This window comes from Cellulosimicrobium cellulans, from assembly GCF_016907755.1.
GTDB classification, from domain to species: domain Bacteria; phylum Actinomycetota; class Actinomycetes; order Actinomycetales; family Cellulomonadaceae; genus Cellulosimicrobium; species Cellulosimicrobium cellulans_D.
In genome coordinates this window covers 1,695,391-1,709,187 of the sequence record NZ_JAFBCN010000001.1, presented here as the reverse complement: position 1 = coordinate 1,709,187, position 13,797 = coordinate 1,695,391, and the positions used below count along the sequence as shown (strand labels likewise).

At 76.1% G+C, this 13,797-nt stretch carries 13 protein-coding genes; 3 read left to right on the top strand and 10 right to left on the bottom strand.

Annotation, left to right across the window (positions count from 1 at the left end):
• Positions 1 to 15 precede the first annotated feature (15 nt).
• Genes JOE63_RS07375 through JOE63_RS07350 form a run of 6 tightly spaced genes read right to left on the bottom strand, consistent with a single transcriptional unit; the run spans position 16 to position 5,250 of the window.
• Positions 16 to 939, bottom strand: coding sequence for a sulfurtransferase (locus JOE63_RS07375; protein ID WP_204540249.1), 924 nt, complete (start codon positions 937 to 939; stop codon positions 16 to 18).
• On the bottom strand, positions 936 to 1,475 hold the full coding sequence (rimI, locus tag JOE63_RS07370; RefSeq protein WP_204540246.1) for a ribosomal protein S18-alanine N-acetyltransferase: 540 nt from the start codon (positions 1,473 to 1,475) through the stop codon (positions 936 to 938). The genes JOE63_RS07375 and rimI overlap by 4 nt, the downstream gene beginning before the upstream one ends.
• Positions 1,472 to 2,197, bottom strand: a complete 726-nt coding sequence (gene tsaB, locus JOE63_RS07365; RefSeq protein ID WP_204540243.1) for a tRNA (adenosine(37)-N6)-threonylcarbamoyltransferase complex dimerization subunit type 1 TsaB — start codon at positions 2,195 to 2,197, stop codon at positions 1,472 to 1,474. Before tsaB ends, rimI begins: the two co-directional genes overlap by 4 nt.
• A 46-nt stretch (positions 2,198 to 2,243) precedes the next feature.
• Entirely contained in the window at positions 2,244 to 2,825 is a 582-nt protein-coding gene (gene tsaE / locus JOE63_RS07360; RefSeq protein WP_204540240.1) for a tRNA (adenosine(37)-N6)-threonylcarbamoyltransferase complex ATPase subunit type 1 TsaE, read from the bottom strand.
• Complete coding sequence (gene alr / locus JOE63_RS07355; RefSeq protein WP_204540236.1) at positions 2,822 to 4,147, bottom strand: alanine racemase; 1,326 nt, start codon at positions 4,145 to 4,147, stop codon at positions 2,822 to 2,824. Before alr ends, tsaE begins: the two co-directional genes overlap by 4 nt.
• Positions 4,148 to 4,161: 14 nt before the next feature.
• A complete protein-coding gene (locus JOE63_RS07350; RefSeq protein WP_204540233.1) occupies positions 4,162 to 5,250 on the bottom strand; it encodes a GlxA family transcriptional regulator in 1,089 nt (362 codons plus the stop codon).
• A gap of 70 nt (positions 5,251 to 5,320) precedes the next feature.
• On the opposite strand from JOE63_RS07350, the gene JOE63_RS07345 reads away from it, so the two are divergent.
• Complete coding sequence (locus JOE63_RS07345; RefSeq protein ID WP_204540230.1) at positions 5,321 to 6,160, top strand: MBL fold metallo-hydrolase; 840 nt, start codon at positions 5,321 to 5,323, stop codon at positions 6,158 to 6,160.
• A gap of 7 nt (positions 6,161 to 6,167) precedes the next feature.
• Here JOE63_RS07345 and JOE63_RS07340 read toward each other — a convergent pair whose 3' ends face one another.
• Complete coding sequence (locus tag JOE63_RS07340; RefSeq protein ID WP_307839984.1) at positions 6,168 to 7,076, bottom strand: pseudouridine synthase; 909 nt, start codon at positions 7,074 to 7,076, stop codon at positions 6,168 to 6,170.
• Positions 7,077 to 7,178: 102 nt separating this feature from the next.
• Positions 7,179 to 8,969: a bifunctional ADP-dependent NAD(P)H-hydrate dehydratase/NAD(P)H-hydrate epimerase gene (locus JOE63_RS07335; protein ID WP_204540227.1), complete on the bottom strand. Its 1,791-nt coding sequence runs from the start codon at positions 8,967 to 8,969 to the stop codon at positions 7,179 to 7,181.
• A gap of 110 nt (positions 8,970 to 9,079) precedes the next feature.
• Between JOE63_RS07335 and JOE63_RS07330 the strand changes: the two genes are divergently transcribed.
• Positions 9,080 to 10,129: a TIGR03560 family F420-dependent LLM class oxidoreductase gene (locus JOE63_RS07330; RefSeq protein ID WP_087472821.1), complete on the top strand. Its 1,050-nt coding sequence runs from the start codon at positions 9,080 to 9,082 to the stop codon at positions 10,127 to 10,129.
• Between the two features lie 83 nt (positions 10,130 to 10,212).
• On the opposite strand, the gene JOE63_RS07325 is transcribed toward JOE63_RS07330, so the two are convergent.
• Complete coding sequence (locus JOE63_RS07325) at positions 10,213 to 10,563, bottom strand: holo-ACP synthase (protein WP_047234559.1); 351 nt, start codon at positions 10,561 to 10,563, stop codon at positions 10,213 to 10,215.
• Positions 10,564 to 10,704: 141 nt separating this feature from the next.
• Positions 10,705 to 12,582, bottom strand: coding sequence for a glutamine--fructose-6-phosphate transaminase (isomerizing) (gene glmS, locus JOE63_RS07320; RefSeq protein WP_204540224.1), 1,878 nt, complete (start codon positions 12,580 to 12,582; stop codon positions 10,705 to 10,707).
• A 255-nt stretch (positions 12,583 to 12,837) separates the two neighbouring features.
• Here glmS and coaA point away from each other — a divergent pair, with 255 nt between their 5' ends.
• Positions 12,838 to 13,794 carry a type I pantothenate kinase gene (coaA, locus tag JOE63_RS07315; protein WP_204543541.1) on the top strand — a complete coding sequence of 319 codons (957 nt, stop codon included), beginning with the start codon at positions 12,838 to 12,840 and terminating at the stop codon, positions 13,792 to 13,794.
• Positions 13,795 to 13,797 lie beyond the last annotated feature (3 nt).

The following is a 13,797-nucleotide window of genomic DNA, read 5'->3' as shown; positions in this document are numbered from 1 at the left end:
CGGTCGTCCCGGTCGTCAGGTCGCGGCGGGTCGCGCCGGGTCGTTCGACCACTGCGACCACGAGCCCGCGTACAGCGCCGCGTCGACGCCCAGGGTCGCGAGCGCGGCGATCTCGTGCGCGGCGGTCACGCCGGAACCGCAGTACACGCCCACGGCGCGACCGCCGTCCGCTGCCGAGGCCGCCGCCGTCACCCCCGCGACCCCGAGCACGGCGAACCGCTCCCGGAGCGCGTCGTCGGCCAGGAACGTCCCGTCGGCGGCGAGGTTGCCCGTCGTCGGCGCGCTCACCGCACCGGGGACGTGGCCCGCCCTGGGGTCGACCGGCTCGACCTCGCCGCGGTAGCGCTCGCCCGCGCGTGCGTCGAGCAGGACGCCCGACGTCGCGAGGTCCGCCGCACCGTCGGCGTCGAGCACGGGCATCCCGCCCGGCGTGACGACGACGTCGCCCGGCTCGGGCCGCACCTCGCCCTCGTCGAGCGCGCGCCCGGTTGCCGACCAGGCGGCGAGCCCCCCGTCGAGGATGCGCACGTCGTCGTGCCCGGCCCAGCGCAGCAGCCACCAGGCGCGCGCGGCGGACGTGCCGCCCACGGCGTCGTAGACGACCACGGGCCGGTCCGCGCGCACGCCCCAGCGCCGCGCCGCGGCCTGGAGGTCGGCGGGCTCGGGCAGCGGGTGCCGCCCCGCCGCGGCCGAGGGCGGCGCGGCGAGCTCGCTCTCGAGGTCGACGTACGCCGCACCCGGGATGTGCCCCGCCCGGTGCTGCTCGCGGCCGTCGGTGACGCCGAGCGCCCACCGCACGTCGAGCACGACCGGCGGGCGGTCCCCCGTGAGCGCCTTCGCGAGCGCGGGGGCGGTGACGAGGACGCGCGAGCGTCGCGCGGCGTCGCTCCCGCGGTCGTCCGTGCCGAGGCCCGGGCCGCGGGGCGCGGGCGCGGTCACGCGACGGCGCCGGTCTCGGAGGCCGTCCCGTCCGGCGCGTCGGGCGTCGTCGTCGCGCCGAGCTCCAGCCGCATCGTGAAGGCGTCCACGTCCTCCGGCTGGTAGTAGCGCTTGCGGATGCCGAGCTGCTCGAACCCGTACTTCGCGTAGAGCGCGAGCGCCGGGTCGTTGTCGACCCGCACCTCGAGCAGCACCGCGCTCGCGCCCAGGTCGCGCGAGCGGGCGATCAGCGCCTCCAGGAGCGTCGAGCCGACGCCCTGGTGCTGGAACGCGGGGTCGACGCCGAGGGTCATGACCTGCGTGACGTCGCCGTCGAACCACAGGCCCGCGTAGCCGACCACGGGCTGCGGGCCGGCGGCGTAGAGGCGCACGGGCTCCGCGGCGACGTACCAGCGGCCGAGGCCCGCGAGCTCGTCGGCGAGCATCCCGTAGGTCCACGCGCCGCGCCCGAACAGCTCGCGCTCGAGCTCGACCACGCGGTCCAGGTCGGCCGCCTTGAGCGGGCGCAGGCGGATCTCGTAGCGGCGCGTGCTCATCGGGCCGCCTCCGGCGCGGGAGCGCTGTCGCTCACGCGCTTGCGCGCCGCGGCCTCGTGGACGTCCGGGCGGCGCAGGTACAACGGCTCGGTCGGCTGGTCGGTCCCCGCGGCCCGTCGTGCGATCGCGAGCCGGGCGAGGACGGCGGCGTCGGGGACCTGCGGCGCGTCCTCGGCGGCGTCGAGCGCGTCCGGGTAGAGCTCGCCGCCCTCCCCCACGACGACGGCGCCCACGGCGTGCTCGGCGACCGCTGCCGCGGGTCCGACGTCGGGCCCGGCGACGGTCTCCAGCACCGGCACGGCGTGCGGGCCCTCGTGCGCGACGACGCGGTACCGCGCCCAGTACACCTCGCGGCGGCGCGCGTCGGTCGCGACGAGCAGCTCGTCGTCGGGCTCGAGGCCGAGGTCGCTCACCGCCTGGGCGGCGATCGCGTCGAGGCTCGGGACGCCCAGCACGGGGATGCCGAGCGCGAAGCCCAGCGCCCGGGCCGTGACGAGCCCGACCCGCAGGCCCGTGAACGGCGCCGGGCCCGTGCCGACGGCGACGGCCGTGAGGTCGCTGCGGTCGACTCCCGCCTCGGCGAGCGCCTCCTCCACGAGCGGGGCGAGCGCCTCGGCGTGCCGGCGACGCTCGGGCGCGTCGCGGCGGGCGAGACGAGCGCCGTCGTCGGAGACGACGGCGACGGTGACGGAGGCGGAGGTGTCGAGCGCGAGAACAGCCACGGCCCCAGCCTACGGCCGAGACCGGGACGTCCTCCTCGCGAGCGGTCTAGCGGGTCAGCGCCGCGACGTCGAGGTCCGCCCAGCGCGCGCCGACGCCGCGCACGGTCACCCGGCGTGCACCCGCCTCGGGTGCGTCCTCGTCGTCGGACGAACCATCGGGCACGACCTCGGTCGCGTCGCCGCGCGGGCGCTCGAGCACCAGCTCGAGCCGGTCGCCCGCGAGCGCCTCGACGAGCCCGCTGCCCCACTCGACGACGGTCACCGACTCCTCCAGGCTCGAGTCGAGGTCGAGCGCGTCGACCTCGTCGAGCGAGCCGAGCCGGTACGCGTCCACGTGCACGAGCGCGGGGCCGCCCACGAGCGACGGGTGCTCGCGCGCGACGATGAACGTCGGGGACGCGACCTGCCCGCGCACGCCGAGCCCGGCGCCGATGCCCTGCGTGAGCGTCGTCTTCCCCGCGCCGAGGTCGCCCGTGAGGATCACGAGGTCGCCCGCGCGCAGCACGCCCGCGAGCGCGCGGCCGAACGCGCGCGTGGCGTCGGCGTCGGGCAGGACGACGACGCCGTGCGCGTCGGCCACGTCGGCGGGGGGCCCGGCGGGCGCCGTGGGGGTCGGGTCGTCGCTCATGCGCGGACCGTCCTTTCCGTGCTGGGGTGCTGTTCGCGCGCGAGCAGCGCCCGCGCGCCGTCGTCGAGCACGTGGATCCCCACGTGCTCGCGCGGCACGCGCGCGCCGAGGCGCGTCGTGATCTCGTAGCTGATGGTCCCGGCGGCCCGCGCCCAGTCCTCGGCGGTGGGGACGCCGTCGTGCTCGACGCCGTCGCCCGCGCCGAACAGCGTGACGACGTCGCCCGCGCGCTCGGTCGCGTCCGGGCCGAGGTCGAGCACGAGCTGGTCCATGCACACGCGGCCGGCGACCCGCAGGACGCGGCTGCCGGCCGTGCCGGGGCGCGCGCCGACGAGGACCGGCCCGCCGGGCGCGGCCGTGGGACCGCCGCCCGACGCGTGCCGCGGGATCCCGTCGCCGTAGCCGAGCGGGACGACGCCGAGCGTCGTGTCCTGCGGGGTCGTGTAGTGGTGCGAGTAGGAGACGCCGTGCCCGCCCGGCACGTGCTTGACCGTGGCGAGGCGCGCCTCGAGCGTCATCGCGGGTCGGAGCCCGTACCGCGACGGCGGCCCGAGCTGCGGCACCGGCGTCATCCCCCACACCGCGAGGCCGGGGCGGACGAGGTCGTAGTGGGTGCGCGGCGCGGTGAGCGTCGCGGCGGAGTTCGCGAGGTGGCGCAGCTCGGGCGCGACGCCCGCGCGCTCCGCGAGCCGGACCGCCTCGTCGAGCACGTCGGCCTGCGCGACGACGCTCGGGTGCCCGGGCTCGTCGGCGAACGCGAGGTGCGACCAGAGCCCGACGACCCGCACCGCGCCCTCGGCCTGGGCGCGCGCGACGGCGTCGAGCACGTCGGGCAGGTCGGCGGGCATGATCCCGTTGCGCCCCAGGCCCGTGTCGACCGCGAGGTGCACGCGCGCGGTCCGGCCGGCGGCACGCGCCGCGGCGACCACCTCGTCGACCGCCCAGCGCGCGGCGAGCGACACGTCGACGTCCGCCTCCACGAGCGCGCGCAGCGGGGCGCCCGGCGGGTAGAGCCACGTGAGGACGCGCGCACGGTCCACCCCGATCCCCGCCGCGCGCAGCGCGAGCGCCTCGCTCGGCTGCGCGGTCCCGAGCCACGTCGCGCCGCCCGCGAGCGCACCCAGCGCGCTCGCCACGAGGCCGTGCCCGTACGCGTCGGCCTTCACGACGGCCATCACCTGGGCCGACGGCGCGTGCCCGGCGAGGGCGCGGACGTTGTCCCGGACCGCGGCCAGGTCGACGACGGCGCGGGCGGGGTAGGCGGGTGCTGCGGGGGCACCGGCGGGTGCGCCGGTCGGGGTCGTGCGCTGGGTGTCGCTCACGGTGGACGATTCTCTCACCGTCGTCGCCTGGGGAGCGGGCGCGCCGGGTCGCGGTCGTCCGGGCGGCCCGTCGGGGTGCCGCCGAACTCGACCCGGTACCGCGACGGGCTGGTCCCCAGCCGCGCCCGGAAGTGGTGGCGCAGCGACTCCGCCGAGCCGAGGCCCGCGGCGTCCGCGACCCGGTCCACGGCGAGGTCGGTCGTCTCGAGGAGCTCGCGCGCCCGGTCGACGCGCTGGTCCAGCAGCCACCGCACCGGGCTGAGGCCCGTGCGCGCGGCGAACCGGCGGGTGAACGTGCGCCGCGACGTCCCCGCCGCGCGCGCCCACGCGTCCAGCGAGATCGGCTCGTCGAGATGCGCCCGCGCCCAGACCATCGCGAGCTCGACGGGGTCGGCCGTGTCCTGCGGCGGCACCGGCGCGGGGACGAACTGCGCCTGCCCGCCCGTGCGGTGGGGCGCGAGCACGAGCGCCCGCGCGACCCGCGCGGCGACCCGCGCGCCCTGGTCCTGCCGCACGAGGTGCAGGCAGCAGTCGAGCGCCGCGGCGGTCCCGGCCGACGTGACGACGTCCCCGTGGTCGACCCACAGGACGTCGCTGCGGACCGTCACGGCGGGGTGGTCCCGGCCGAGCCGCTCGGCCGCGCGCCAGTGCGTCACGACCTCCCGCCCGTCCGCCACGCCGCTCGCCGCGACGAGGAACGCGCCCAGGCACAGCCCGACGACGCGGGCGCCGCGCGCGTGCGCGGCCCGCACCGCGGCCAGGAGCGCGGGCGGCGGCTCGACGTCGGGGTGCCAGCTCGGCAGCACAACGGTCGCCGCGTCCTCGATCGCCTCGAGCCCGTGGTCGACGTGGAGCGCGAAGCCGGCCGACGTCGCGAGCCGCCCGGGCGTCGGCGCGCAGACCACGACGTCGTACGCGGGTCCCGCGCCCCCGGCGAGCGCGTCCGAGCCCAGGACGAGGCTCGGGACGGCGAGGTGGAACGGGCTGATGCCGTCGAAAGACACGACGGCGACGCGCTCGGGGTGCCGGGCGGGCTCTCGCGCGCGCTCGCGGGCCGGCACCCGGGCGGACTCCGCGACGTCGGCGGCGGCCAGGAGACTCATGGCCCGATCCTACCGATCATCGACCTGCGGGCCACTGTCGGGTCCACGTCCCGCGCGCGAGGCTCGACCCATGACCACCGCACCGCACCCCGTCCCCCGGCCTGACGAGACCACGCGCGCGACGCCCGGCGGGCTCACCCTGCTCCACGTCGGCGGGCCGGCGCTCCTGCTCCGCCTCGGCGGGCTGACGATCGTCTCCGACCCCGGGTTCGACGCGCCCCGCGACTACCCGCGCCCCGGCGGCGGCACGAGCACGCGCCTGCACGGCCCGGCCGCAGCCCCCGACGCGCTCGGCCCCCTCGACGTCGCGCTCGTCTCCCACGACCAGCACGTCGACAACCTCGACCTCAGCGGCCGGGCGCTCCTGCCGGGCGTCCCGCACGTCCTCACGACCCCCGCGGGTGCGGCGCGGCTCGGCCCCGACGTCCCGGGCGTCGTCGGGCTCGCCCCGTGGGAGGCGACCGTGCTGCCCCGGCCCGACGGCGGCGCGCTGCGCGTGACCGGCGTCCCCGCCCGCCACGGTCCGGAGGGCGCCGAGCGCGTGCTCGGCGACGTCACCGGGTTCGTCCTCGACGGCGACGGGCTCCCCCGCGTCTACCTCTCCGGCGACAACGCCGCCCCGGGGCTCGTCGCGGAGGTCCCCGAGCGCGTCGGGCCCGTCGACGTCGCGATCGTCCACGCGGGCGCGGCGCGCGTCCCCGCGATCCTCGACGGCGCGGCGCTCACGCTCGACGGCGCGGGCGTGGCCGAGGTCGCGCGGCTCCTGCGGGCACGCGTCGTCGTCCCGGTGCACGCGGACGGGTGGGCGCACTTCAGCGAGTCGGTCGCCGACGTCGAGCGGGCGTTCGCGGCCGCCGGGCTGACCGGCGTCCTGCGCGTCCCCACGCCGGGCGTCGCGCTCCTGCTGTGACGCCCCCTCACCAGGCGTCGAGCGTCCGGTCGGTCTCGAAGCGCCGCGCCTGACCGGTGAGCGGGTCGGCGAAGGCGAGCGAGCGCGACACGAGCTGGAGCGGGCGCGCGTAGTCGTCCGGCGCGACGTCGTACGGCTCGGGGTAGAAGTTGTCGTGCACGATCGGCACCCCGAGCCGGGCCATGTGCAGCCGGAGCTGGTGCGTCTTGCCGCTGTGCGGCTCCAGCCGGTAGCGCGCGAGGCCCCGGGCCGGGTCGGCCTCGATCACGTCGACGCGGCTCTCCGCGTTGGGCTCGCCGTGGACCTCCTCCGCACGCATGACGCCGCGGCGCTTGACGATGCGGCTGCGCACGGTCGCGGGCAGCTCCAGCGCCGGGTCCCACGGCGCGACCGCCTCGTACGTCTTGCGCACCTCGCGCCGCGCGAAGAGCTCCTGGTACGCGCCGCGCACCTGCGGGCGCAGCGTGAGCAGCAGGACGCCCGCCGTCACGCGGTCGAGGCGGTGCGCGGGGCTGAGGTCGGGCAGGTCGAGGTCGCGGCGCAACCGCACGAGCACCGACCGCGCCACGTACGCCCCGCGCGGGATCGTCGCGAGGAAGTGCGGCTTGTCCACGACCAGCAGGTCCCGGTCGCGGTGCAGCACGCGGACCTCGAACGGCACCTCGGGCTCCACCGGCGGGTCCCGGTAGAGGAACACGAAGCCGCGCGGCTCGTACGGCGTGCTCGCGTCCACCGGGCGGCCCCGGCCGTCGACGACCTCGCCCGCCGCGACCTTCTCGGCCAGGCGTGCGGCGTCGTCCGGGAACCGGTGGCGCACGTAGTCGAGCGTGCGCGTGTACCGCGCGACGCTCTCGGCGTCGTGCGGCAGCACGAGGCGCGTCGGGTTGAGGCCGTCGCGCACGGGGAGGGGAACCACGCCGTCCACGGTACCGGCGCGTCCTGCCCGGACCGGTCAGTCGCCCACGCTCCCGGGGCCCGTGGGGTGCTGACGGGCCGGGGCCGGAGAACCCCGCGCCGCTCAGCGCGCGGCGAGCAGCTCGGCGACGACGGCGGGGACCGCGTCCGCGACGTCGAGCGCCGCGACCGGGCCGCCCGGGTTCGCCCGCTCCGCCGCGAGGCCGTGCACGACGGCGGCCGCGGCCGCGAGCTCCGCGGCCAGCCCCGGCTCCCGGAGGATCCGTGGGGCGTGCGCCGCGAGCACGGTGCCGAGGATCCCGGCGAGCACGTCGCCCGCGCCGGCGGTCGCGAGCCACGCGGGCGCGTCCGCCTGGGACCACGCGCCCTCCGGCCCGACGACGACGGTCGCCGAGCCCTTGAGCAGCACCGTCGCGCCCGTGGCCGCGTGCGCGCGTCGCGCCCACCGCAGCGGCTCGGCCTCGACGTCGGTGCGCGTCACGTCGTCGCCGCGCGACCGCAGCAGCGTCGCGAGCTCCCCCGCGTGCGGGGTGAGGACGACCGACGGCGGGCAGCGCTCGGGCAGCAGGGACAGCGCCCCGGCGTCCACCACCACGGGCACCCGTTCCCCCACGACGTCCACCGCGAGCGCGTACCGGACCCGCTCGTGCTGGCCGCCGTCGTCCACGGGGTCGTCGTCCGGGCCGGAGACGGGCGGCACGCCGGGCCCGAGCACCCAGGACTGCACGCGGCCCGCAGCGGGCACCACCTCGGGCCGGGTCGCGAGCACCGCGCGCGTGACGTCGTCGGGCCCGCGGTAGCGGACCATGCCCGGTCCGGTGCGGACCGCGGCGCTCGCGACGAGCACCGCCGCGCCCGGGAAGGTCGGCGTGCCCGCGACGACGCCCACGACGCCGCGCGTGTACTTGTGGTCGGTCGGTCCGGGCACCGCCCAGAGAGCGGCGACGTCCGCCGGCTCGAGCCGGCGCACGACCGGCGTCGCGGTCCCGCGGTCCGGGGCGTCCGCACCGTCCCGAGCCGACGAGCCGTCCGGGACGGGCGAGGCGTCCGGAGCGGACGCGTCCGTGGCCCGCATGCCGAGGCGCAGCCCGATGTCGACGACCGCGCCGTGACCCGCGAGGTGCGTCGCGGGCGGCAGGAGCAGCCCCGGCTTGGCGGCGCCGAACGTCACCGTGCGGTCGGCGCGCAGCACGGGGCCCGGCACCGTGCCGTCGTCGACGCCGATGCCGCTCGGCGCGTCCACCGCGACGACCCAGGGACGGCCTCCCGACCCGTCGCGGGCGCCACCACCCGCCCCGGGCGCCTCGTCCCCGTCGAGCACCCCACCGGGTGCGCCGCCGGGCGCCCTTCCGTCGAGCACCGGGGAGACGTGCCGCACGAGGTCCGCCGCGATGCCGCGCAGCGGTCCACGGGCGCCGATGCCGACGAGGCCGTCCAGCACGACGTCGGCCCGCGCGACCTGCGCGGCGACCCGGTCGGCGACGTGCGGGTCCAGGTGGTCGTGCGGTCGGTCGGCGCGCGTCGCGTCGTCAGGGCTGCCGACGAGCACCTCGACCGACCCTCCCGCGTCCCGGAGCGCCGCGAGCCCGCCCGCGTGCGCGTGCTCACCGGTGAGGACCGCGAGCACCTCGACGCCCCGGCGAGCGAGGTACGCGCCCGCGTGGAGGGTGTCCCCGCCGTTGTTGCCCGACCCCACGAGCAGGACCGCCCGGGCCCCCGTCACGCGCCCGTCCCGACGGCCGCCGTCGGGCAGGGCGACCGACCGCCGTCGGGCGAGGTCGCGCGCGACGATCGTCGCCAGCGCGAACGAGGCACGTTCCATGAGCGGGACGCCCGCCGCGAGCAACGGCTCCTCGGCGGCGCGCACGTCGGCGGCGGACCAGGCTTCGATCATGACCTCATCCTGCCGACCCGGTGCCCCGGTCGCCTGCGCGGACCGCCGCAGGGTGAGACGACGGACGCCGGAGAGCGGGCCGCCGCACGCCCCCGCATAGGGTGACGGCCATGCGATTCGGACTCTTCATCCCCCAGGGCTGGCGCTACGACCTCGTCGACGTCCCGCCCGAGGACCACTGGAAGACCATGCTCTCCCTCCTGCACTACGCCGACAACGCCGCCGCGGGCGAGCCCCTGCCGGGCGGCGAGTTCGCGTGGGACGGCGTGTGGGTCTACGACCATTTCCACACCACGCCGACCCCGAGCACCGAGGCGACGCACGAGGCGTGGACGCTCATGGCCGCGTTCGCGGCGGCGTCGCAGCGCGTGCGCCTCGGCCAGATGTGCACGTGCATGGCGTACCGCGACCCGACGTACCTGGCGAAGGTCGCCGCGACCGTCGACCACGTCTCCGGCGGGCGCCTCGAGATGGGCATCGGCGCGGGCTGGTACGAGCACGAGTGGCGCGCGTACGGGTACGGGTTCCCGAGCGCGGGCGAGCGTCTGCGCGCGCTCGACGAGGGCGTCCAGATCATGGCGAGCATGTGGCGGACCGGGTCGTCGGGCACGTTCGAGGGCCGGCGCTACCAGGTCGACGGCGCACTCTGCTACCCGCAGCCCCTGCAGCGGGTCGTCGTGGACGGCGAGGGCGCGAAGCCGAGCATCCCGCTGTGGATCGCGGGCGGCGGCGAGAAGAAGACGCTGCGGATCGCCGCGCAGCACGCGCAGTACACCAACTTCGACGGCTCGCCCGAGGGCTTCGCGCACAAGTCGGCGGTGCTCGAGCAGCACTGCCGCGACCTCGGCCGCGACTTCGGCGAGATCACCCGGTCGGCCAACTACAACGTGGTCATCGGCGAGACCGAGCAGGACGTCGCGGACCGGCTGGACCGGATCGAGGAGCACGCGCGCCGATACTTCCCCGAGAAGGCGGACGACAACGTCCGGTCGTGGCGGAACGGCCCCCTCGTCGGGACGCCGGAGCAGATCGTCGAGACGCTCACGGGCCTGCGCGACCAGGGCCTCGGCTACGCGATCGGCTACTTCCCGTTCGCCGCGACCGACCGCGACCAGCTCGAGCTCTTCCAGCGCCAGGTCGTCCCCGCCCTCCAGGCCTGACCGCCGTACCTTGTGGGCATGAAATGGGCCCGGTTCTCGGCCGAGAACCGGGCCCTTTCATGCCCACAGCGCGTGGCGGGGGGTCAGCCCTCCGCGACGACCATGGCCGAGGCGATGCCGGCGTCGTGCGAGATGCTCAGGTGCCACGCCGTGATGCCGAGCGCGTCCGCGCGCGCCGCGACCGTGCCCGTGATCTCGACCTCCGGAGGGCCGCCGACGACGCGGTGCACCGTCGCGTCGTGCCACCGCATCCCCGCCGGGGCGCCGAGCGCCTTGGCGATGGCCTCCTTCGCGGCGAACCGCGCGGCGAGCGACGCGGGCGGCAGGTCGCGCTCGGCGTCCGTGAACAGCTTCTCCCGGAGCCGGGGCGTCCGCTCGAGGGTCTCCATGAACCGCGCGACGTCCACGACGTCGATCCCCACGCCCTTGATCATGCGCCCACCCTACGACCGGGCCTCCGGCCTGCCGTCCCCCGACAAGGCGATCCAGCCACCACGAGCAGGTGGCCCTGGCTCCTCCGGGAGACCGGACGAACCAGGACCACCTGATCGGCGTGCGACGGGTTCGGCGGAGGGCTACTCGACCGTGACCGACTTTGCCAGGTTGCGCGGCTGGTCGACGTCGAGGCCCTTGGCCGTCGCGAGCGCCATCGCGAAGATCTGCAGCGGCACGACGGCCAGCAGCGGCGAGAGCAGCGTGGGCGACTCGGGGACCCAGAAGATCTCGTCCGCGTAGGGGCGCACGGCGTCGTCCCCGTCCTCCGCGATGACGAGCGTGCGCGCGCCGCGCGCCCGGATCTCCTGGATGTTCGAGATGACCTTCGAGTGCAGGCCCTCGCGGCCCTTCGGCGACGGCACGACGACGAACACCGGCTGGCCCTCGTCGATGAGCGCGATCGGGCCGTGCTTGAGCTCGCCCGCGGCGAAGCCCTCGGCGTGGATGTACGCAAGCTCCTTGAGCTTGAGCGCGCCCTCGAGCGCGACGGGGAACCCGACGTGCCGGCCGAGGAACAGGACCGACTTCGCGTCCTTCATGGACCGTGCCGTCGCGCGCACGTACTCGCCGCGCTCGATCACCGTCTGGATCTTGCGCGGCATGTCGCGCAGGTCCTCGAGGATCGCCGAGATCTCGTCCGGGAACTTGTTCCCGCGCAGCTGCGCGAGGTACAGACCCAGGAGGTACGCGGCGGTGATCTGCGACAGGAACGCCTTCGTCGAGGCGACCGCGATCTCCGGCCCGGCGTGGGTGTAGAGCACGGCGTCGGACTCGCGCGGGATGGTCGACCCGTGCGTGTTGACGATCGAGATGACCTTGGCGCCCTGCTCGCGCGCGTGACGCACGGCCATGAGCGTGTCCATCGTCTCGCCGGACTGCGTCACGGCCACGACGAGCGTCTTCTCGTCGACGATCGGGTCGCGGTAGCGGAACTCGTGCGCGAGCTCGACCTCCACCGGGATGCGGCACCAGTGCTCGATCGCGTACTTCGCGACGTGGCCCGAGTACGCGGCGGTCCCGCACGCGACCACGATGATCTTGTCGACCGACCGGAGCACGGCCTCGTCGATGCGCACGTCGTCGAGCACGAGCTTGCCCGACGGGTCCGTCCGGCCGAGCAGGGTGTCCGCCACCGCGTGCGGCTGGTCGTGGATCTCCTTGTCCATGAAGGACGAGAAGCCGCCCTTCTCCGCGGCGGCGGCGTCCCAGTCGACGGTGTAGCGCTTGGCCTCGGCCGGGTTCCCGTCGAAGTCCGTCACCTCGACGGCCGTCGGGGTGATCGTGACGATCTGGTCCTGCCCGAGCTCCAGCGCCTCCTTGGTGTGGGAGATGAACGCCGCGACGTCGGAGCCGAGGAAGTTCTCGCCCTCGCCGATCCCGACGACGAGCGGCGAGTCGTGCCGCGCGCCCACGACCGTGTCGGGCGAGTCGGCGTGGACCGCCAGGAGCGTGAACGTGCCCTCGAGGCGGCGGGCGACCTGCCCCATCGCGAGCGTGAGGTCCTTGGTCTCGCGGTAGGCGCGGGCCAGGAGCTGCGCCGCGACCTCGGTGTCCGTCTCCGACCGGAACTGCACGCCCTCGGCGAGCAGCTCGGACTTGAGCGTCGCGAAGTTCTCGACGATCCCGTTGTGGATGACCGCGAGGCGGTCGTCGTCCGCGAGGTGCGGGTGGGCGTTGGTGTCCGTCGGGCCGCCGTGCGTCGCCCAGCGCGTGTGACCGATCGACGCGGTCGCCGCGGGGAGCGGGTGCAGGTCGATCTCCTCGACGAGGTTCGCGAGCTTGCCCGACTTCTTGGCGAACGCGACGGCGTCGATCCCGGGCGCGACGAGCGCGACCCCGGCCGAGTCGTAGCCGCGGTACTCGAGCCGACCGAGTCCTTCGAGAGCGACGTCGAGGGGTCGCCCCGAGGCCTCTCCGACCATGGTTCCAGGGCCTACGTAGCCCACGATTCCGCACATGGTGATCGAGTCTATCCACGGCGCGCGGCACCTCGGGAGCGGCGAGAATCCGCGGGTTTTGGTGACCACCGCTGCCATATTCGCCGGTCTCCGGGCGACCCCGTGGCACGACCCGCGGCACGACCAGCGGCCACGATCCGGCAGAATCGCCGGGTGGACAGTTCTCCCCGTCCGACCGAGGCGACCGGACCGACCGGGCTCACGACCGGCCCCGGCGCGAGCGCACCCGTCACCGATCCCGACCCGGCCGAGCTCCTGCCCGCCCGGCTCGCGGCGCCCTCGGCGTCGCCGTACGTGGACCTGGACCGGGCGGTGTGGAGCCGCCTGTCGGAGTCGACGCCGCTCCCGCTCACCGACGACGACGTCACCCGGCTGCGCGGCCTCGGCGACCCCATCGACCTGGCGGAGGTCGACGCCGTCTACCGCCCGCTCTCGCGGCTGCTCAACCTCTACGTGACCGCCACGTCGGGGCTGCACGAGGCGACGTCGACGTTCCTCCGGGAAGACACCGGCAACACGCCGTACGTCATCGGCGTCGCGGGGTCGGTGGCCGTGGGCAAGTCCACGACCGCGCGCGTCCTGCGCGAGATGCTGGCCCGCTGGCCGGAGACGCCGCGCGTCGAGCTCATCACGACCGACGGCTTCCTGTACCCCAACGCGGAGCTGGCCCGCCGCGGCCTCATGGAGCGCAAGGGCTTCCCCGAGTCCTACGACCGCCGCGCGCTCATCCGGTTCCTGTCCAAGGTCAAGGCCGGTCACGCCGAGGTGCGGGCGCCCGTCTACGACCACCTCACGTACGACATCGTGCCCGGTGCCGAGACGGTCGTGCGCAAGCCTGACGTGCTGGTCGTCGAGGGGCTGAACGTCCTGCAGCCGGCCCGTCCGAGCGCGCACGACGAGTCCACCGTCGCGGTCTCCGACTTCTTCGACTTCTCGATCTACGTCGACGCCCGCACGCGCAACATCCGGCAGTGGTACGTCGACCGGTTCCTCGCCCTGCGCCGCACCGCCTTCGCCCGGCCCGAGTCGTACTTCCGCCGCTACGCCGACCTCACGGACGAGCAGGCGGTCGAGAAGGCGAAGTCGATCTGGGACGCGATCAACGCCCCGAACCTCGAGCAGAACATCCTGCCGACGCGCGGCCGCGCGACGCTTGTGCTCACCAAGGGCTCGGACCACTCGGTCCAGCGGGTCCGGCTGCGCAAGCTCTGAGCC

Excerpts from the sequence above, each read along its gene's own strand:
- rimI (WP_204540246.1), bottom strand. The coding sequence starts at position 1,475 with ATGAGCACGCGCCGCTACGAGATCCGCCTGCGCCCGCTCAAGGCGGCC.
- tsaE (WP_204540240.1), bottom strand. The coding sequence starts at position 2,825 with ATGAGCGACGACCCGACCCCCACGGCGCCCGCCGGGCCCCCCGCCGAC.
- JOE63_RS07350 (WP_204540233.1), bottom strand. The coding sequence starts at position 5,250 with ATGAGTCTCCTGGCCGCCGCCGACGTCGCGGAGTCCGCCCGGGTGCCG.
- JOE63_RS07345 (WP_204540230.1), top strand. The coding sequence starts at position 5,321 with ATGACCACCGCACCGCACCCCGTCCCCCGGCCTGACGAGACCACGCGC.
- JOE63_RS07335 (WP_204540227.1), bottom strand. The coding sequence starts at position 8,969 with ATGATCGAAGCCTGGTCCGCCGCCGACGTGCGCGCCGCCGAGGAGCCG.
- JOE63_RS07330 (WP_087472821.1), top strand. The coding sequence starts at position 9,080 with ATGCGATTCGGACTCTTCATCCCCCAGGGCTGGCGCTACGACCTCGTC.
- JOE63_RS07325 (WP_047234559.1), bottom strand. The coding sequence starts at position 10,563 with ATGATCAAGGGCGTGGGGATCGACGTCGTGGACGTCGCGCGGTTCATG.
- glmS (WP_204540224.1), bottom strand. The coding sequence starts at position 12,582 with ATGTGCGGAATCGTGGGCTACGTAGGCCCTGGAACCATGGTCGGAGAG.